We start from the raw sequence: 20,123 nt of genomic DNA on the forward strand, positions 1-20,123 counted from the left end.
AAAATTTTAGGAGTTAAATCAGTATGCCGTTTGGGTTATTAACGCCAGAGATGGCGATTTGTTTTGTGACTTTACTTTTCGCTTATTTGGTTTTTGGTATGGCGGGGTTTGGCTCAGCTCTTATCGCAACTCCTGTGCTGGCTATGTATTTGCCCTTAAGTATGATTGTCCCAATATTAGCGCTAATTGATTTAACTGCGGCCATTTTAAATTTATTTAGAGATGGGAAAAAAGCCGATTATCAAGAGATAAAATGGATAATTCCACTAATGGTAATAGGAAGTTTAATTGGAGCCGCTATTTTATTAAAAACGCGACCGGATATTTTAGTATTATTACTGGGTTTGTTCGTGATCGGTTATGTATTAAACACTTTCTTCTCCAAGAAAGTGAAAACACCATTTTCCAAAGCACTTGTTGTTCCATTCAGTTTAATAGGCGGTATTTTCAGTGCCTTATTTGGTAGTGGTGGGTTTATCTATGCGATGTATTTATCGAGCCGAATTGAAGATAAACAACGTTTTCGTATCACCCAGATGACACTGATTGGCTTTAGTACTCTTACCAGAGTAATCATATTCTTGGTTATGGGTGTTTATCTAAATATTGATATTTTATTGATTGCTTTGGCATTTTCCCCGGCAATGTTAATCGGTATTTGGGCGGGTAGGCATATTACCTTAAAAATTTCCCGTGAAGCATTTTTGAAAATTATTAATATTGTTATTTTAGTCTCAGGAATCGCATTGTTATATCGATATTTTTTTGTTCTTTAGTTCATCTAAGGCATTAAAATAAATAATACAATCTGCTTTTGTAGAGATAAATAGCGGAATATATTAGTCATGCTACAATTGATGAGCTAACTATAGTTTTCATTAGTGGCTTATTGGTTTTTTATTTTAAATAGTTGTTTATTCATGGAGTTAAAACCTGTTTCTTTTGAAGAGGAAACGAGTTAAGTTCAAAATGAGCTCTGATAATCAGTTTTTGCAAAATTGTCGTCGTTCCCCGTTTTTCGCTATTTTTACGATCACCATGAGTATTGCTGTTATTGGTATCGTGATCGGGTTAAGTATACCGATGGTCGCGCTTAGGTTACATAATTATGGTGTCAATGAATTGTATATTGGCATTATTTCCGCAGCACCTGCGTTAGGGATGTTTTTAATCGCGCCTGTAGTCCAACGTATTGTGTTATGGTCAGGTAAGCGAAAGGCCATGTTATTGGCAACCATCATTTCTGCTGTGAGTTTATTGCCATTACTCAGTACCTTACCGCTGTGGTTATTATTTCCTTTGCGGCTCGTTACTGGTTTGGCTAGTGGTGTGATGATTTGTTTAGGGGAAACGTGGATCAATGAACTATCCCCAGAAAATAAGCGGGGCCGCATATTGGCGATTTATACGACTGTCTTTACAGTGAGCCAATTACTCGGGCCATCATTTATTGCTTATTATGGCGTGGAAGACAAATCACCATTATTAATTTGTACATTGATCCATTTAATTTCGGTGGCGTTATTTCTTTTGATGGATCAAAAAGTTGGTGATCATTCCGCAGAGGCTGCCGCGAAGTCTAATTTCTCTATTATTCAGTTTGTAAAAATTGCCCCAGGTATTTGCGGTGGGATTTTATTTTTTGCTTTTTTTGATGGCACTATTCTATCTATGTTTCCAATCTATGGGATGGGGATGGGCCACACAGAGGCTGTTGCTGCATTAATGATTAGCGCAATTTTAGCCGGTGATGCGATTATGCAACTGCCGTTTGGCTGGCTAGCTGACCATATGAATAGAGAAAAACTGTATCGAATTTGTGGTGTTGTGACATTAGGTGCAAGTTTTTTACTCCCTTTTTTGATAGACCAACCTTATCTTATTTGGGGGTTGTTGTTTGTTTTAGGGGCAACAGCAGGGGCAATTTACACCATCGCATTAGTCCAGATAGGCCAGTATTTTAAAGGGAATGAATTAATTGTAGCGAATGCCGCCGCCGCTATGCTGTGGGGGATCGGTAATTTATCTGGGCCGCTGTTAGGGGGCATTGCTACATCTATTTCACCTTCAGGCCTACCAGTGTTACTGATTTTATCTGCGGCTATCTTTTTATGGTTTACTCGTGAGAAGTACAGTGCTCAATCTATTGAACAATTAACAAATTAATTAATTTAGCGGTGCACTACAGGTAGGGAGTACACCGCTTATCGATTACTCAATAGCTTTATATACCACTAAGTTTTCACGATCTTCATCTGGCCTATGATTGTGCCAAAATAACTTCATACCTTGTGGGGCCGGTTTAATTTCTTTTGATAGTACAATTAACCAACGGCATTGTGCGGGGCGCTCAAAACGATCTTGGCGTTGGTGTAAGATACCAGTGTAATAATAGAGCATGGGTGCTTCTGATTCGCCAATATTATCTGAAGCCATACAGTCAGTTGCAGTAAATTGGCCTGCTAAGTGTTGATCTAAATCGACAAAAACCCCCTCAAAACCTTTAGTGTAATCAACCCATCCGAGAAATAAGGTTAAAATCACGCCCCAGACGCAACATAGCCCAAGTAACCAATTTTTCATCATCTGAAATGCAGGTGAAATAGGGTTAGCGATGATTTTATTACGTAAAAACCAAACTAAGGTAATGACTAAGCCACTCACAAAAGCCACTGAGGAAAATGGCATCTGGTAGCTCATCGGTAGCCAGCGACTAAAAGGGCTGAGCCATTCTTGCTGGTGGCCTGTTAATGCTATTAGGTAACAGACCCAAAGAAATAGAATCAGTAATGACCAGAATATTGCCGCGAAATATGAAATATAACGTAAAATTTTCGCTGGAGCAGCTAAGAGTGTTTGTGTTGCTAAAATCGCCATTGGGGCAATAAATGGGAGCAAATACAAGGCACGACCTGAAGCTGAAAGCTGCAAAAAAACAATGCCTAATAAAGGAAATAGGGTGAGTAAATATTGGTTTTGATTGAATAACCGCTTGATAGGGTGCCTTAAAAAATATGCTGTAGCCAGTAGACCCGAAGGAAAGGCGAACAATAAAACGGCAGCTGGAATACGTGTTAAATTGGCTTTTGCACCTAATTTTTCGACAGAAAACCCGAAAAAGCGACCAATATTGTTTTCCCAAAACCACACCATAAATAAGTCAGGATGCTGCAAGTATAAATGGATAGGCCAAGGTAAAATAGCAACAAGGGCGATTAACCCTGCGGATAAACTGAATAGCCAGAATTGCTTGGTTCTACATTGGCGAATAAAAATAGGGGATAAAATTAAGCAAATCCATAAAACGCCGGGGATGAAAACCCCTTTTGAGAGCATTGTGATTACCGTCCCTAGGGATAACCAAAGGCTAGACATCAACAGTTTCTGTTGCTGTATTAGCCCGAGTAACCCATAAAGGCCGATAGTTGCCCCAGCCATAAGAGCAACATCTGTGAACATATCATGGCTGTGGCGCAGAACCCCCGGAGCACAGGCATAGAGTGCGAAAGCTAACCAAATGCGTGTATCCGTAAAGTCTTTAGCTTGGAAAAAGCGGCGCGCTAAGCATAAAAAGAAAGCGAAATTGAGCGCTGAAAACAGCAAAGTTGCACTACGAGCTGCATCATAAAGGGGCATAAAACCAGAAAATAAATGGGATGTAATAGTAGCAACCCAATAATAAAGCGGAGGTTTTTCCATGAATGGTTCACCCGCATTTGTTGGGACTAACCATTCATTAGTTTCATACATGGTTTGAATAATGCCAAAGCTATAATTTTCATCTTGCTTCCAAGGGCTATGGCTATATATTCCCGGTAATAAATACATTGCGAGGAAACAAATAAAAAGTAGTAAAACACCCCGTTGTAAAGTGATTATTGATGTATTCTTATTTGACATTTTAATATGTTTTTTGTGTTCGTTATTATAAATAAATCAGAATTATAACTATGGTTGACAATAATTGAGTGTATATATATATGAATTATATTCACTCCATGTATGTTTTATTTTCTCAATAAAAACAACGTAAAAAAGCATGTTTAATGGTTTGTATGAAAATTATTCTACCATAAATAAATATTTTTTAAGTTGTTCGTTTTGTAAGAAAATATTCTGTGATTATACCAAGAAAAATAATCACTCTCTTTAAACAAACGCTATATGAAAAGTAATTAGTTATTTTTACTTAAAATAACTACGATGAAAATAAAGGGAATTTTAGAAAGTCCGTTTAAGGCTCAGAGGAGAATAGATATTTTTTATCCTTAAGGAAGTACTTAGCAAAAAAACTGATAAGCCTTTGTTGAATACGAAAGGGGGAATATCAGGGGGATATGCTAAAAACACTTGATCATTAGCCCGTTTTAGAACGATAATTGCCCTCCTCACAATACGTTTTATTCTAATTTCAAAGCCAAACGATTGCGTAACTGTTTTTATAGAGAATTTATTCTCAATTGGTTTTATTTTTTGAAAACGTAATCGTTTACGTCAACGTATGCGTTAGGCGTCAGCACTATTTGAGAGTATTCGTTTACTATTAACAGCAGAGGTACACCATGTCAGGCCAACAGGCGTCATCCAACTGTAAATTGGATTCATTTTTTAAGATAACAGCACGCGGGTCTTCAGTTCGCCGTGAAATCATTGCAGGGCTAACTACATTCTTAGCGATGGTTTATTCTGTCATCGTTGTGCCTGGTATGCTGGGGCAGGCTGGTTTCCCTCCAACCGCTGTTTTTATTGCAACATGTTTAGTGGCGGGGTTTGGTTCTTTGCTGATGGGGCTATGGGCAAATTTGCCAATGGCCATCGGCTGTGCGATTTCATTGACAGCTTTTACTGCATTTAGCTTAGTTTTAGGGCAAAAAATTAGTATACCCGTGGCACTAGGCGCCGTTTTTCTAATGGGGTGTTTATTCACCATTATCTCTGTTACAGGTATTCGTAGCTGGATCTTACGTAATATGCCAATGGGGATTGCCCATGGTACAGGGATAGGTATTGGTTTGTTTTTATTGCTAATCGCAGCAAATGGTGTTGGTTTAGTGATCAAAAACCCAAATGCAGGTTTACCCGTCGCTCTGGGGGAATTTACCTCTTTCCCTGTGTTAATGTCACTCGTTGGGCTAGCGGTTATTTTTGGTTTAGAAAAACGTCGTGTTCCGGGCGGCGTTCTACTGGTGATTATCGCTATTTCAATTATTGGGTTGATTTTTGACCCCGCTGTCCAATATCAAGGTTTCTTTAAATTACCATCATTGGGTGACGATGGGCTATCTCTAGTATTTAGTATGGATATTATGGGGGCTTTACAACCCATGGTATTACCAAGCTTGCTTGCGTTGGTGATGACAGCTGTTTTTGATGCAACAGGGACAATTCGTGCTGTTGCGGGGCAAGCTAACCTTTTAGATAAAGATGGGCAAATTATTGATGGTGGTAAGGCGCTAACTGCCGACTCAGTGAGTAGTATTTTTGCTGGTGCGATCGGTGCATCTCCTGCCGCAGTCTATATTGAATCAGCAGCAGGAACCGCAGCGGGTGGTCGTACAGGGTTAACGGCTGTGGTTGTTGGGGTACTCTTCCTCTTAATTTTATTTTTATCACCATTATCTTATTTAGTGCCTGCTTATGCGACAGCACCTGCGTTGATGTATGTGGGCCTGTTGATGCTAAGTAATGTCTCTAAACTTGATTTTGATGACTTTGTTGATTCAATGTCAGGTTTACTGTGTGCGGTGTTTATTGTTTTAACTTGTAATATTGTGACTGGTATTATGCTTGGTTTCGCCGCATTGGTGATTGGCCGTATTTGTGCGGGTGAATGGCGTAAACTGAATGTGGGAACTGTGATTATTGCGGTGCTTTTAGTGGTATTTTATGCCTCAGGATTAGCTATTTAAGGTTCATAATATTTAAATAAGGCGATCTTATCGCCTTATTTAACGTTTTATATCGATTAATCGCAAAATGGTAATTTTTTCCCCGAAAAATAATTGCTAAGGATAAAATAGATATAAGGCGGTGAACCAAGTGGAAGTCCATAGTTTCCACTCGTTACTGGCTCGATTTGAACAATCATGGTCTGGACGGTGCTATCTCTTACTATGCGGCGGCAGGCAAATTTTAGACTTTGGTCGTCTGGTTAATCAGTAAGGGCAACATGGAAATTTTCTTTACTATTTTGATTCTGATTTTAGCGGTCTCTATTTCTGGAGTTGCCGTTAAAGTTTTACCTATTCGAATTCCGCTTCCCCTCATTCAAATTGCTATCGGTGCATTACTTGCATGGCCTCAATTTGGCTTGCATGTCACTTTTGACCCTGAACTATTTATGGTTCTACTGATCCCACCTTTGCTGTTTGTTGATGGTTGGAAGACACCAACACGTGAATTTTTCCAAAATGGCCGAGAAATTTTTATTTTAGTGTTGGTTTTGGTGTTAGTGACTGTAATCGGCATTGGCTATTTAATTTACTGGTTAATGCCGGGTATACCTTTAATTGCCGCTTTTGCGCTTGCCGCGGTATTGTCACCTACAGATGCCGTAGCGTTATCTTCCATTGTTGGGAAAGGGCGAATTCCTAAGCGGATGATGAGCGTACTTGAAGGTGAAGCTCTGATGAACGATGCTTCCGGTCTGGTTGCATTAAAATTTGCCGTCGCAATTGCGATGGGCACGATGGTGTTTAGCACTTCAGGTGTCACCATTGAGTTCTTCAAAGTCGCTGTGGGTGGTTTACTGTCGGGGATTATCGTTACTTGGCTATACAGTAAATCATTGCGCCTTATGAGCCGTTGGAGTGGCGACGACCCAGCAACACAAATTGTGTTTATGCTCTTGTTACCATTCGCATCATATATGATCGCAGAGCATATTGGTTTTTCAGGTATTTTAGCGGCAGTTGCAGCAGGGATGACCATCACAAAATCAGGTGTGATCCGTAACGCTCCATTAGCGATGAGGTTACGTGCAGATAGCGTTTGGTCAATGCTTGAGTTTGTCTTTAACGGTTTAGTTTTCATTATGTTAGGGCTACAGCTACCGGGTATCTGGGAAACGTCAGTTATCCAAGCAGAACTTGATCCTAGTGTAGAAACGTGGATGCTATTTGCAGCGGTAGCCGTGATTTACTTTGCTTTATTGTTACTCCGTTTCTGCTGGCTGTGGCTAATGAAAAGGTTTAGCCGGTTGTTCTTAAAGAAAAAACCACTGCAATTTGCCAATTATACTGTGCGTGAACTCTGGCTTGCTTCCTTCGCAGGGGTTCGTGGGGCAATTACTTTAGCGGGTGTGCTTTCAATCCCTCTATTTTTAACCGATGGCTCTCCATTCCCTGCTCGTTATCAGTTAATTTTTATTGCTGCGGGGGTGATTTTATTCTCTATTTTTGCTGGGGTTATCGCTTTACCCTTATTACTGCGTAATTTTAAAGTAGGTGATAAGGATGCCGATGCTAACGAAATTCGTATGGCTAAAGCCGCAATGGCTGAAGTCGCGATTGTCAGCTTAAATAAAATGCAAGAGCGTTTATCTGCGGATGTCGAGGAAAAGCTAGATTCCGAAGATATTAGCGAGGTGGCATCCCGTGTGACGGGGTATTTAAGGCGCCGAACGGCTGGGCAGGATGAAATAGAACACAGCTTGCAGATTGAAGACTTGGAGCGTCGTTTCCGTTTAACCGCGCTTCGTGCGGAACGCGGTGAGCTCTATCACTTACGTGCGACGAAGAAAATCAGCAACGAAACGCTACAATCTTTACTAGTTGACTTGGATTTATTGGAAGCTGTATTGATCGAAAAAGAGCATTAAGGCTAAAAAACGAGTATTCTACTCACACCCCTTAAGTTTGAGACAAAATACAGCATTATGTGGTTACTTGTTATTACGACGCTGCTTTGGGCAGCGTCTTTTAGTCTTATAGGCGAATACCTTGCTGGCCAAGTTGACAGTTGGTTTTCGGTATTGGTGCGTGTTGCACTTGCTTCGTTAGTTTTCTTACCTTTCTTACGTTGGCGTCAATTTAGCCTCAAGGTGATTGCTCTGTATATGGCGGTAGGTGCTTGCCAACTTGGGGTGATGTATCTTTTTGTATTCCATGCCTATCAATACCTAACGGTAGCTGAGTTTTTACTTTTTACGGTATTAACGCCGTTATATGTGACGTTGATTTATGATTTGTTAGAACGACAACCACTCCGTAAAGGTTACTTATTTAGCTCACTACTCGCTGTAATTGGTGCTGCTATCATACGTTATGATCACTTAAGTGAATCTTTTTGGTTAGGTTTACTCTTCGTGCAGTTAGCAAATATCTTTTTTGCTATTGGGCAGGTAGGTTATAAGCGGTTGATGGAAATACACCCTATTCCTCAACATCAGGCATTTTCATGGTTTTATCTGGGCGCTACGCTAGTTGCACTGATTGGCTGGTTGTTATTTGGCAATAAATCAATGATGCCAACGACAACGCTTCAATGGGGGGTATTATTGTGGCTTGGCATTGTGGCGTCAGGAATTGGCTACTTTATGTGGAACTATGGTGCCACAAAAGTTGATGCTGGAACCCTTGCTATAATGAATAACATGATGGTTCCAGCAGGGTTATTAGTGAATTTTGCTATTTGGCAACAGCACCCTGATTGGTTGAGCTTTACCATAGGATCGAGCTTGATAATTGCTTCTCTTTGGGTGCATAGGCGTTGGATCCTTTCGCGCCCTTTACATAAGACAAGTTCTCCACAGCATGATCCGTCGCGGTCGCAGTAAAAGCCTCAATGGCTGGCTGGCGCTGCTCCCCCTCACGGCAAGCAGCGTACAGTCGGCTCCATAAACCACTCCCCAGTGTTTTTGTTTTAATCAGACCTTGTTTTTCAAAGGAATCAACCGCCCAGTGAGGGAGCGCTGCTATCCCCATTTTTGCTGCAACCATTTGAATTAAAATTAATGTGTTATCTACATTTTTTACATTGGGTGAGACCCCAGCTGGTTGTAAAAAATGACGCCAAACATCAAAGCGATCCCGTTGTACTGGGTAGATGAGCAGGGTTTCGTCTGCCAAGTCATGGGGCTCAATATACGGCTTTTTGGCTAACGGATGGTCATTGGAGACAATCAGTTTCACTTCATAGTCAAACATAGGTGTGTAGTGTAGGCCTTGCTCTGCCAATATGTCAGATGTCATTACGATATCTAATTCCCTTGAGAGTAACTCCGGCTGGGGGTCGAAAGTGACACCTGATTTAAAATCAACGCTGACTTGTGGCCAAGTTTGCCGAAATTGTTGCAAAGCAGGGGTTAACCACTGAATACAGCTGTGACACTCAATGGCAATACGTAATGCACAAACGCCAGGTTCATTACATACGCGGATCGCATCTTTCACTAATGGCAAGACTTGCTGTGCGAGTTGCAGCAAAACTTCGCCTTGTGGTGTGAAACGTAATGGTTGGCTTTTGCGAATAAATAGCCGAAAACCTAGTCTGTGCTCTAAATCACTAAACTGGTGAGACAGGGCCGACTGTGTCTGGTGCAAGTGGGTCGCCGTTGCAGCTAATGAACCGTATTGGCTGAGCGCTTGCAATGTTTTTAAGTGTTTTAATTCGATCATGAAAAACCTTCACCGTGATAATGAATAATTTGCGCTTGTGCTTTATACAGTACCTGTTGATTATAGATGTGTAAACATCTAGACGGCTAAATATTTTAAGGGGTCAATATGTCTGTTATAAATCATACGCTTGGGTTTCCACGTGTTGGACTAAAAAGAGAATTAAAACGTGCACAAGAAGATTATTGGGCAGGCAAGATTGACCAAGCTGCTCTATTAGACGTCGGTCACGTATTACGCGTTCGCCATTGGGAACAACAAAAAAATGCGGGAGTTGAGCTATTACCTGTTGGTGATTTTGCTTGGTATGACCAAGTACTGACAACCAGCTTACTATTAGGAAATGTGCCTCCGCGTCACCAAAATGAAGATGGTTCAATTGACTTAGATACACTATTTCGTGTCGCTCGTGGTCGTGCACCAACGGGAACACCAGCCCCAGCAGGGGAAATGACTAAATGGTTTAACACCAACTACCACTATATCGTGCCAGAATTTCAAAAAGGGCAAAAGTTCGCATTATCATGGACGCAATTATTTGACGAAGTGGATGAGGCATTAGCGTTAGGTCATAAAGTAAAACCTGTGATTATTGGTCCTATAACTTACCTATGGTTAGGGAAAGTTAAAGGTGGAGCCTTTGACCGTTTATCATTGCTAAATGAATTATTGCCTGTTTATCAGGACATTCTTTCACGTCTCGCAGAAAAAGGTATTGAGTGGGTACAAATTGATGAACCTGCTTTAGTGTTAGATTTACCTGCGCAATGGCAAGAAGCGTATCAACAGGCTTATCAGGCGCTATCGGGTAACACAAAATTGCTGTTAACCACCTATTTTGATGGTATTAGCCACCATTTAGATTTAATTAAAAGCCTCCCTGTTCAAGGCTTACATGTTGATGTTGTGGCAGGCGCTGATGATATTGAAGAGCTACATAAAGCGCTACCCGAAGATTGGGTATTATCACTCGGTATTATCAATGGGCGTAACGTATGGAAGGCCGATTTAGGTGAAAAATTCTCACGGGTGAAACCGTTATTAGGTCAGCGTAATTTGTGGGTTGGCACCTCATGTTCATTACTGCATAGCCCCATTGACCTGAATGATGAAACCCGTTTAGATACAGAAGTGAAAAGTTGGTTTGCTTTTGCAATACAAAAATGTGAAGAACTCGCTTTACTGACAAAAGCGCTAAATCAACCAACAGAAAATCATATTGCTACACTAGAAACATATAGTGCGCCAATCCGAGCTCGCAAAACATCAACTAGGGTGAATAACGCGGCGGTAGCACAACGTTTAGCGGCTATTCGTGATGGTGATACACAACGTAGTAGCCCGTATTCACTGCGTGCACAGCGTCAACGTGAGCGCTTTAACCTGCCATTATGGCCAACAACAACCATCGGCTCTTTCCCTCAAACCAGTGAAATTAGAACATTACGCTTAGATTTTAAAAAAGGTAATGTGGATAAAACTTATTACCGCACCAATATTAGCGAGCACATTAAACAAGCGATTAAAGAACAAGAAATTTTAGATATTGACGTGCTAGTTCATGGTGAAGCAGAACGTAATGACATGGTTGAATATTTTGGTGAACATTTTGACGGCTATGTTTTCACCCAAAATGGTTGGGTGCAAAGCTATGGCTCGCGCTGTGTGAAACCCCCTGTCATTATTGGCGATATTAGCCGCCCAGAGGCGATTACAGTGGAATGGGCAAAGTATGCTCAATCGTTAACAGAAAAACCGGTTAAGGGGATGTTGACAGGCCCTGTGACGATCCTCTGTTGGTCTTTCCCTCGTGAAGATGTTAGCCGTGAAACGATTGCGAAACAGATTGCGTTAGCATTACGTGACGAGGTTGATGATTTACAAAAAGCGGGGATTGGCATTATTCAAATTGATGAGCCTGCCTTACGAGAAGGTTTACCACTGCGCAGAGACGAGTGGGCAGATTACTTAAAATGGGCGGTTGATGCATTCAAACTCAGTGCTGCAGTTGCACAAGACAATACTCAAATTCATACCCACATGTGTTATTGCGAGTTTAATGACATCATGGATTCTATTGCTGCATTGGATGCGGATGTGATCACCATTGAAACATCACGTTCGGATATGGACTTGCTAGACGCATTTGAGACTTTCCATTATCCAAATGAAATTGGGCCTGGGGTGTATGATATTCACTCACCAAATGTGCCAAGTGTGGAATGGATTGTCGCGTTGCTGAGAAAAGCGGAAAAACGTGTTCCTGTTGAACGTTTATGGGTTAACCCTGACTGCGGATTAAAAACCCGCGGTTGGTCAGAGACTCGTCAAGCCTTAGCCAATATGGTTCAAGCAGCAAAACAACTGAGAAGTGAGCACTAAAAATAAAGTCAGTAAGTGACAAAGGGCAGGGGGAACCTGCCCTTTTTTATAAAATTAGCACAAAATTTAACTTTAATAATTTAAAAATGCGGTTATATATTTCAGTTACTCTTTGTTGGTAATAAGACTAAATGTAAATGCGATTTTTTGCTAAATTGATAGGGAAAACAATATGTTTAAAATACCAATGAAAAAATCACTGTTACAAACAAGTACAGCGGTATTTTTATTAATTTCTGTTTGGAGTTCATCGGCTTATGCTATTGACCATATTATTGAAACAACAAATGGAAAAGTCCAAGGCAGCACACAACAGTCGTTAGTCACATGGACTGGTATTCCTTATGGTAAAGCTCCTCAAGGGGAGTTGCGCTGGAAAAAACCAGAACCAGTGAGCCAGTGGTCTGAAACGTTTGATGCAACTAAGCCTGCTCAAAATTGTATTCAAACTAGCCAATCAGGGGCGATAGGTACTGAAGATTGTTTGAATCTTAATATCTATAGGCCTGACGATAATCAGAAAAACCTCCCTGTTTTGTTTTACCTACATGGTGGAAATAACCAAACAGGGACTTCAGCCGAATTTAACCCTCAGTTGGTTGCAACGGAACTAAATGCAGTGATCGTTACCGTCAACTATCGTCTTGGCGCACTCGGTTTTAACCCTCTTCAAGCACTTAACACAGGGGATAAGATAGAAGACTCTGGAAACTACGCGTTATTAGACATTAAGCTTTCACTGGATTGGGTAAAAGAAAATATTGCTGCATTTGGTGGAAACCCAAATAACATTACCGTCTCCGGTTTCTCTGCGGGGGGACGAGATGTTATGGCAATGCTGATCTCCCCAATATTTGAGAACTCATTCAATAAAGCGATTGTATTTAGCGGAGGAATGACAACGGCAAATAAAAACCAAGCAGAACAAATTTTTGCTGACCGATTAGCCAAGTTAGTGGTTCGAGATAATAAAAAACCAACACTAGGTTTAGCGAAAGAGTGGCTTTTAAGCGGCTCACCAGATGTTAAAGCGTATCTTTATCAACTCCCAGCCTCAGACCTAGCGACGTTATTTGGCGATGCTGGCATTAGAATGTCACAGTTTCCACACCTCTATCGGGATGGGGTAGTACTACCTAAAAATGGTTTTGAAACAAACGAATATCACTCAGTCCCCATTATCATGGTCACTGGGCAGGGGGAGTTTTCTTTATTTGCTCGAGGTGATAAGCGTTTTGCGGGGGCAATAGCAGATGGCTCATTAGCGACGAATACTCGCCTTTTGAATCAATATGATTTTGCGAATAAATATGGCAGTTTGTTTTATAGCCTGTTTAATGTGAATCAATCGGCCCAAAAGATGTACCCTCATTACAAGGCACCGATTTATGGTGTGGAATTTAGTTTGGGCAGTGATGAAGTTGTGACGGGCAGCCAACTTGCCCCATTAGGTTCTTTCCATGGTATTTTTTTGGCACTGTGGGATAAAACAAAGTTTAGCCCGTTCACTCAAGAATTGGTTAAATTAGAGGGGACGAAAGATGTCAGACAGAAATTTAATGGCTACTTAGCTAATTTTTTATTGAATGGTGTACCATCGAATAAAGGCCAAATTGAATGGAAGCCTTGGTCACCAGAAAATGAACAAGCAGGGGAATCATTACTTGTTATTAATGCAAATAAAATAAAATCAATTATTTATATGAGTAATAAACCATATCAATACGATGATGTTGTTGCTTTGATTGAGCAAGATAATACGGTAACCCCAGAAGAGAAACAGCAAATAATAACGCAAGTACTTAATGGGCGTTGGTTCAGTGAGCCTTTAGATAAACAGTTTTCTCACAAAGAAACGCAATAGCGTTTTGCTGTCCATAAAATGGTTGATAAGCCTAAAATAAGGTTTATCAACCAGCTAACGCTTAACCAAAGAGTTTTGATTTCAGAAGGTTCATACCAATGGAGGCAAGATCCAAGTTTTCTGGAATTTCTCCATTTGGTGTCGCATTATCGACGAGTTGCGGAAGGTATTTTGCCACTAAATCTGAAGTTGACTGTGCATCAAGGCCGACACTTTGAGCGAGTTCTTGGATATTAACATTGCCAAATACTTGCATTAGCTGGTTATTATCGATAGGCAAGTTCTCACCTTCACTAATCCAAGATGCAATAACACCGCCTAACCCTTGCTCGTTAAACTTTTCAACAACACCGCTTAAGCCCCCTTGGTTTTCAAGCCAATCGATGACTGATTGAAATTGTTGCATTTTATCGCCAGCAACCATTCCCATTACTTGTTCAAATAAACCCATTTTAACTCCTCACAATATGTCAGCTAATGCTTAACAGCTATAGATATAACCCTAGTATGGAACATGACACTAAAAAAGTAGCGGGTTATTTTGGTCGATTTAGCCTTAAGGTCAATAAAAATAACGTACTGAGGACAACTTAGCCTAAAAATATATTTTTCAGCATATTGTAGTGGGACAAATAAACACAACCAGCATCACATTTTTTATCACATTATCCTGTGAATGTCTTTGTAGTGATGTTAAATCATTAATTTATTGTTATTCAGGTGGTTACGTCTATTTTGTTTATTTTTTATATTATTCTTAATGTGACGTTAGTCATGTGTTTGTGAATTTTATTGTGTGAAAATTCACAACAGTCACGAAGATTAACAACATCAGGGGTCATTATGGGAAATTTCGTTAATAATATTGGCGTTATTGGCCTTGGTTCCATGGGAATGGGGATAGCCCAATCTTTAATAAAAAATAATATTTCTACCTATGGATTTGATTTAAACCAAGATGCTTGCCAACGCCTTCTTCGCACAGGGGCAAAAGGCGTTGGGCAAGATGCAGCAGAATTTGCTCATCTCATTGATGCTTTATTACTGGTCGTTGTTAATGGTCGTCAGGTTGAGGCTATTTTATTTTCGGGTGAAAAACCACTCGTGGAGCAGCTACGTCCAGGCACCATCATTGTTTTACACAGCACCTTAGCGGCTGAGCAAACCAAAAGCATTGCTCAACGCCTTGCTGAATACCAGTTACCTCTGGTCGATGCGCCGATTTCAGGGGGCTCCATTAAAGCAGCGGATGGCAAGTTAACCGTTATGGCATCAGGAGCACCTGTATTATTTGAAAAACTATCACACGTGTTCGAAGCAATTTCTGAACGTCTATATCGTGTGGGTGACGAAGTCGGTTTAGGTTCAACAGTAAAAACGATCCACCAGCTATTGGCTGGAGTGCATATTGCGGTTGCTGCGGAAAGCATGGCCTTAGCATCCAAAGCGGGTATTGACCTAGCGGTAATGTACGACATTGTGACTCATGCGGCTGGGAATTCATGGATGTTTGAAAACCGTATGCAACATGTATTAGACGGTGATTATACCCCGAAATCCTCCGTCGATATTTTTGTGAAAGATTTAGGGTTAGTAATGGAAACGGGGAAGGCGCTAAATTTCCCATTACCACTGGCAGCCACAGCTCACCAAATGTTTATTTCAGCTAGCAGTGAGGGGTTTGGGCAGCAAGATGATAGTGCTGTGATCAAAACATTTAAAGGTATTACTTTACCGGAGAAAAAAGCATGACAGTGAAGTTAGGTGTGATCGCCGATGATTTTACCGGTGCAACTGATATTGCAGGTTTTATGGTGCAAAACGGTTGGAAGGTAGTTCAATTATTGAATGAACCTGATGAAAACACAGTGATACCACAAGGTGTTGATGCAATTGTTGTTAGCTTGAAAAGTCGTTCTTGTCCAGTGGATGAAGCAGTCAATGCCTCGGTGAATGCATGCAATTGGTTGAAGAAAAAAGCCCAGTGCCAACAAATTTTCTTTAAATACTGCTCGACATTTGACTCGACAGAAAAAGGAAATATCGGCCCAGTCACTGATGCATTGATGAAACAACTCGGTACGACTCTCGCATTAGTTTGTCCTGCGCTGCCCGTTAATGGTCGAACCGTAGTTCATGGCCACTTGTTTGTTAATGGTCAATTGCTCAATGAAAGCGGTATGCAGCACCATCCAGTTACGCCAATGACTGATGCAAATTTATTACGGGTGATGGAAAAGCAGTCAAAAGGTAAGGCGGGTTTAATCAAACTTGCTGACATCCAACAAGGTAGCGAAGCCGTTAAGTCACAATTAACTGAATTAGCCCAACAAGGGGTGAACTATGCCATTGTTGATACCTTGACGATGGATGATCTGTTACCTATCGCACAGGCAGTAAAGACTATGCCTCTATTGACCGGGGGGTCCGGTTTAGGCGCCGCATTAGCAAACATTGATAGCCAATGTGCATGGGGTGAAAACAGCGCTCGAGGTGAAAAGCCAACGGGAACAACTCGGAAAACGGTGATTTTATCAGGTAGTTGCTCGGTTATGACTAATAAGCAAGTACAGGCTTATCAAAAAGTTGCCCCAGCAAAGGCCTTAGATGTTGGTGAATGTTTAGCTAACCCTGAGTATGCAAAGTTGTTAGCTACTTGGGTACAAGAACAGCAAGGTGGAGGGTTAGCACCTTTATTATATGCCACTCAACCACCTGAATTACTGAAAAAAACGCAAGAAAAATACGGTGCAGCAGAGTCCAGCGCAGCAGTTGAAAATGTGTTTGGAGAGGTTGTGAAGTTACTTCAATCACAAGGGTATGACACCTTTATTATTGCTGGTGGTGAAACCTCAGGGAAAGTAGTTCAAAGCCTAGGTACAGAACAATTAAGTATTGGTTCACCAATCGCCCCTGGTGTTCCATGGGTACAAGATTTAGCAAGCGGTAGCTGGTTAGCGCTGAAATCAGGTAATTTCGGCCAAGAAAATTTCTTCCAGTTTGCACAGGAGATGTTTAATGAGTGATGAAAAGGCGCTGCGCCAAGAACTAGTCGATTGGGCTAAGTCAATGTTTAACCGTGGATATAGCAGCGGTGGTGCAGGAAATATTAGTGCTCGGTTACCTGATGGGTGCATTATTGTAACACCCACAAATTCAAGCTTTGGTGATTTAGACCCAAACAGATTGAGCAAATTAGATGCCGAAGGTAACTGGATAGACGGTGATAAACCAACGAAAGAAGTGTCTATGCATATGGCGATGTATTTACAACGCCCTGATTGCCAAGCGGTTGTCCATCTTCATTCCCCTTGGTTGACCGCATTATCTTGCTTGCCGGGGTTGGATACTAAAAACTGCTTACCGCCAATCACCCCTTATTACGTGATGCGAGTAGGTAAATTACCATTAATTGAGTACCTACCTCCGGGGGATGACCGTATTGGTGAGGAAATTGCCAAATTGGCACCGACCCATAACGCGGTATTGTTATCGAATCATGGCCCCGTAGTGGGAGGGAAAACATTAAGACAAGCATTCTTTAATACTGAAGAATTAGAAGATACTGCTCGTCTGTACATCACCTTACGCCCACACGGCTTTACAACATTAACGCAAGAGCAAGTTGAGCAGCTCGAAAGTCGTTATCCACAAAAGTAAGGAAACAGAAATGGCTAAATTTGCGGCAAATTTAAGCATGATGTTTAACGAAGTGCCTTTTATGCAACGTTTTGCAAGTGCAGCGAACGCAGGGTTCAAAGGTGTTGAGTATCTTTTCCCTTACGAAGAAGATGCTAATGCGATTGCCGGTGAACTCAAAAAATACAATTTAACTCAGGCTTTATTTAATATGCCAGCAGGTGACTGGGGAGCGGGAGAGCGCGGTATGGCTTCTATTCCGGGTCGTGAGGCTGAGTTTGCTGAAGGCGTACAAACTGCATTGAAATACGCGAAAGCGTTGGGCTGCAAGCAAGTGCATGCAATGGCGGGTAAAGTGGATGAAAACTTCACACTTGAGCAGCAAAAAGCGTGTTTTATCAAAAACATTCAACATGCTGCGGATGTTATGGCAGAACACGGTATTCGTGTACTGATCGAGCCGATTAATACTCGTGATATGCCGGGGTATTTTTTAACGACTCAAAAGCAAGCCGAAGCGCTATTACCTGAAATTAACCGTGAAAATGTCTTTATCCAGTTAGATTTATATCACTGCCAAATTATGGAGGGTGATTTATTGAAAACGATTGAGCGTTTATGGGGCAAGTTTAGTCATATTCAAATAGCGTCAGTGCCATATCGCCATGAACCGGATAGTGGTGAAGTTAATTATCCATGGATTTTTAAAAAATTAGATGAAATGGGTTACGAAGGTTGGTTAGGATGTGAATATCACCCTGCTGGCCGTACCGAAGATGGGTTAGGCTGGTTAAAACAAGCAAATTCATAATGAGGAAAACCTATGCTTCCTTCTGAGCGTCGTGATTTTATTTATCGTTATGTGCATGAGCACCAAACTGTTTCAATTAGTGATTTAGTTGAGCTAATGAATGTTTCGCATATGACAGTACGACGTGATATCCGTATGTTGGAAGAAAAAGGGAAAGTAACCAGTGTTAGTGGTGGCGTTAAATTAAATGATGCACTACGCCAAGAGCTCCCTTGGAGTGAAAAAGCACGGTTGCATCACCGTCATAAACGTGAAATTGGGCAGTTTGCTAGCTCATTAGTTGAAGATGGGCAAGTTGTGTATCTCGATGCAGGGACGACGACCTTTGAAATTGCACGAGTACTCGGTGAGCGTTTTAATTTAACTATTGTCACTAATGATTTTTCTATCATGCAGTATCTGATGAATAAGTCACAGTTAAACCTGTATCACACCGGGGGGCAGGTCGATAAACGTAACCATTCTTGCGTAGGCAATACCGCGGCAATGATGCTGCAAACGTTAAATGTGGACATTGCGTTTATCAGTACGAGTTCATGGGATATACAGCATGGGGTTTCGACCCCACATGAAGAAAAAGTTCAGATAAAACAGACTCTACTTGATGTTGCTCGCCGTTGCGTGCTGGTTTCAGATAGTAGTAAGTTCGGCAAATATGGCATGTTCCGTGTTTGTCCATTGAATCAATTGCACGACATTATTTGCGATGACCAACTGCCAACGGATGTCGTGCAACGGATAACAGAACAAAACATAAAACTTCATTTAATCAAGACATAAAACATAAATAATCTTACCTAGAACTGCATAGCCAGTTAAAAGGCTATAGCAAGGAGAATTACAATGAAAGTTATTATTACTGGTGGCGCAGGCTTTCTGGGCCAGCAGCTAGCCGCTGCTTTGCTTAAAAATACTCAGGGCTTAAATTTTGACCACCTTGTTTTAGCCGATATTCAGTGCCCTACAGCACCCATTGAGGATGCACGAGTCAGTTGTGTTGCGTTAGATTTAACACAGCCAGGTGCGGCCGATAAACTGATTGATGCGCAAACTGATGTGGTTTTCCACCTAGCAGCTATCGTCAGTAGCCACGCTGAAAGTGATTTTGACTTGGGTATGAAGGTTAACTTCGAAGCAACTCGCCAATTATTGGAAGTTGCACGTGCCAAAAACCCAGCAATCAAATTTATGTTCACCAGTTCGCTAGCAGTGTTCGGTGGAGAATTACCTGAGGTGATCACTGATTTATGTGTGGTTAATCCTCAATCTTCTTATGGCGCCCAAAAAGCCATGTGCGAGCTGATGGTCAATGATTATTCACGTAAAGGTTATGTGGATGGGCGTGTTATGCGTTTACCAACCATTAGTATCCGTCCAGGTGTGCCAAATAAAGCCGCTTCTTCATTCGCGAGTGGCATTATTCGTGAGCCATTAAATGGGATTGAAAGTGTTTGCCCTGTCTCTCCTGATCTCGCTTTATGGTTATCCAGCCCTGAAACAGTTATCAATAATTTTATCCATGCTGTCAGTATTCCAGCAGAAAAATTTGGTAAATCGCGCACAGTCAATCTGCCGGGGATCACCGTTACTGTACAAGGCATGATTGATGCACTGCGTGAAGTTGCAGGGCAAGACGCTGTTGATCTTATCCGATTTGAACCAGATGAAGCTATTAATCGTATTGTGGCTAGCTGGCCGGGTAAATTTGATATCAGCCGTGCTTTGGAACTTGGCTTCCGTGCAGATGGCTCTTTCAGTGATGCGATACGCTCGTTTATCACTCACCATGGCGCATCCAAGTAGGAGATAA

General features: G+C 41.4%; 16 protein-coding genes. 13 read left to right on the top strand and 3 right to left on the bottom strand.

Annotated elements, in window-relative coordinates:
- Positions 1-23: 23 nt before the first annotated feature.
- Positions 24-776 carry a sulfite exporter TauE/SafE family protein gene (locus RB151_RS02730; RefSeq protein ID WP_042848847.1) on the top strand — a complete coding sequence of 251 codons (753 nt, stop codon included), beginning with the start codon at positions 24-26 and terminating at the stop codon, positions 774-776.
- A gap of 193 nt (positions 777-969) precedes the next feature.
- Positions 970-2,166, top strand: coding sequence for an MFS transporter (locus RB151_RS02735; protein WP_048608645.1), 1,197 nt, complete (start codon positions 970-972; stop codon positions 2,164-2,166).
- A 45-nt stretch (positions 2,167-2,211) separates the two neighbouring features.
- On the opposite strand, the gene RB151_RS02740 is transcribed toward RB151_RS02735, so the two are convergent.
- Positions 2,212-3,900 carry an ArnT family glycosyltransferase gene (locus tag RB151_RS02740; protein ID WP_071547680.1) on the bottom strand — a complete coding sequence of 563 codons (1,689 nt, stop codon included), beginning with the start codon at positions 3,898-3,900 and terminating at the stop codon, positions 2,212-2,214.
- A gap of 662 nt (positions 3,901-4,562) precedes the next feature.
- On the opposite strand from RB151_RS02740, the gene RB151_RS02745 reads away from it, so the two are divergent.
- The 3 genes from RB151_RS02745 (at position 4,563) to RB151_RS02755 (ending at position 8,776) form a co-directional block, all read left to right on the top strand.
- Entirely contained in the window at positions 4,563-5,909 is a 1,347-nt protein-coding gene (locus RB151_RS02745) for an NCS2 family permease (RefSeq protein WP_042848844.1), read from the top strand.
- Between the two features lie 260 nt (positions 5,910-6,169).
- Positions 6,170-7,819, top strand: a complete 1,650-nt coding sequence (locus RB151_RS02750) for a Na+/H+ antiporter (RefSeq protein ID WP_048608641.1) — start codon at positions 6,170-6,172, stop codon at positions 7,817-7,819.
- Positions 7,820-7,876: 57 nt separating this feature from the next.
- Positions 7,877-8,776, top strand: coding sequence for a carboxylate/amino acid/amine transporter (locus RB151_RS02755; RefSeq protein ID WP_071547681.1), 900 nt, complete (start codon positions 7,877-7,879; stop codon positions 8,774-8,776).
- Here RB151_RS02755 and metR read toward each other — a convergent pair.
- Positions 8,661-9,617: an HTH-type transcriptional regulator MetR gene (gene metR, locus RB151_RS02760; RefSeq protein WP_042848842.1), complete on the bottom strand. Its 957-nt coding sequence runs from the start codon at positions 9,615-9,617 to the stop codon at positions 8,661-8,663. The two genes, RB151_RS02755 and metR, sit on opposite strands and share 116 nt — an antisense overlap.
- Before the next feature lie 108 nt (positions 9,618-9,725).
- Between metR and metE the strand changes: the two genes are divergently transcribed.
- Both metE and RB151_RS02770 read left to right on the top strand, forming a co-directional pair.
- Positions 9,726-11,999, top strand: a complete 2,274-nt coding sequence (gene metE, locus RB151_RS02765; protein WP_042848841.1) for a 5-methyltetrahydropteroyltriglutamate--homocysteine S-methyltransferase — start codon at positions 9,726-9,728, stop codon at positions 11,997-11,999.
- A gap of 172 nt (positions 12,000-12,171) precedes the next feature.
- Positions 12,172-13,863, top strand: coding sequence for a carboxylesterase family protein (locus tag RB151_RS02770; RefSeq protein ID WP_225833194.1), 1,692 nt, complete (start codon positions 12,172-12,174; stop codon positions 13,861-13,863).
- Positions 13,864-13,924: 61 nt separating this feature from the next.
- Here the strand turns inward: RB151_RS02770 and RB151_RS02775 are convergent, their stop codons facing one another.
- Positions 13,925-14,314, bottom strand: coding sequence for a YidB family protein (locus RB151_RS02775; RefSeq protein ID WP_048608635.1), 390 nt, complete (start codon positions 14,312-14,314; stop codon positions 13,925-13,927).
- A gap of 392 nt (positions 14,315-14,706) precedes the next feature.
- Between RB151_RS02775 and ltnD the strand changes: the two genes are divergently transcribed.
- From ltnD to denD, 6 genes are all read left to right on the top strand, one after another.
- Entirely contained in the window at positions 14,707-15,615 is a 909-nt protein-coding gene (gene ltnD, locus RB151_RS02780) for an L-threonate dehydrogenase (RefSeq protein WP_042848839.1), read from the top strand.
- Positions 15,612-16,889 (top strand): 3-oxo-tetronate kinase, encoded by a 1,278-nt coding sequence (gene otnK / locus RB151_RS02785; protein WP_042848838.1) that lies wholly within the window; start codon positions 15,612-15,614, stop codon positions 16,887-16,889. Before ltnD ends, otnK begins: the two co-directional genes overlap by 4 nt.
- Positions 16,882-17,523 (top strand): aldolase, encoded by a 642-nt coding sequence (locus RB151_RS02790; RefSeq protein ID WP_042848837.1) that lies wholly within the window; start codon positions 16,882-16,884, stop codon positions 17,521-17,523. Before otnK ends, RB151_RS02790 begins: the two co-directional genes overlap by 8 nt.
- Positions 17,524-17,533: 10 nt before the next feature.
- Complete coding sequence (gene otnI, locus RB151_RS02795; protein ID WP_042848836.1) at positions 17,534-18,313, top strand: 2-oxo-tetronate isomerase; 780 nt, start codon at positions 17,534-17,536, stop codon at positions 18,311-18,313.
- A gap of 12 nt (positions 18,314-18,325) precedes the next feature.
- On the top strand, positions 18,326-19,093 hold the full coding sequence (locus tag RB151_RS02800) for a DeoR/GlpR family DNA-binding transcription regulator (RefSeq protein WP_042848835.1): 768 nt from the start codon (positions 18,326-18,328) through the stop codon (positions 19,091-19,093).
- A gap of 63 nt (positions 19,094-19,156) precedes the next feature.
- On the top strand, positions 19,157-20,116 hold the full coding sequence (gene denD / locus RB151_RS02805) for a D-erythronate dehydrogenase (protein WP_042848834.1): 960 nt from the start codon (positions 19,157-19,159) through the stop codon (positions 20,114-20,116).
- Positions 20,117-20,123 lie beyond the last annotated feature (7 nt).

The organism is Providencia rettgeri, assembly GCF_001874625.1.
Classification (GTDB): Bacteria; Pseudomonadota; Gammaproteobacteria; order Enterobacterales; family Enterobacteriaceae; genus Providencia; species Providencia huashanensis.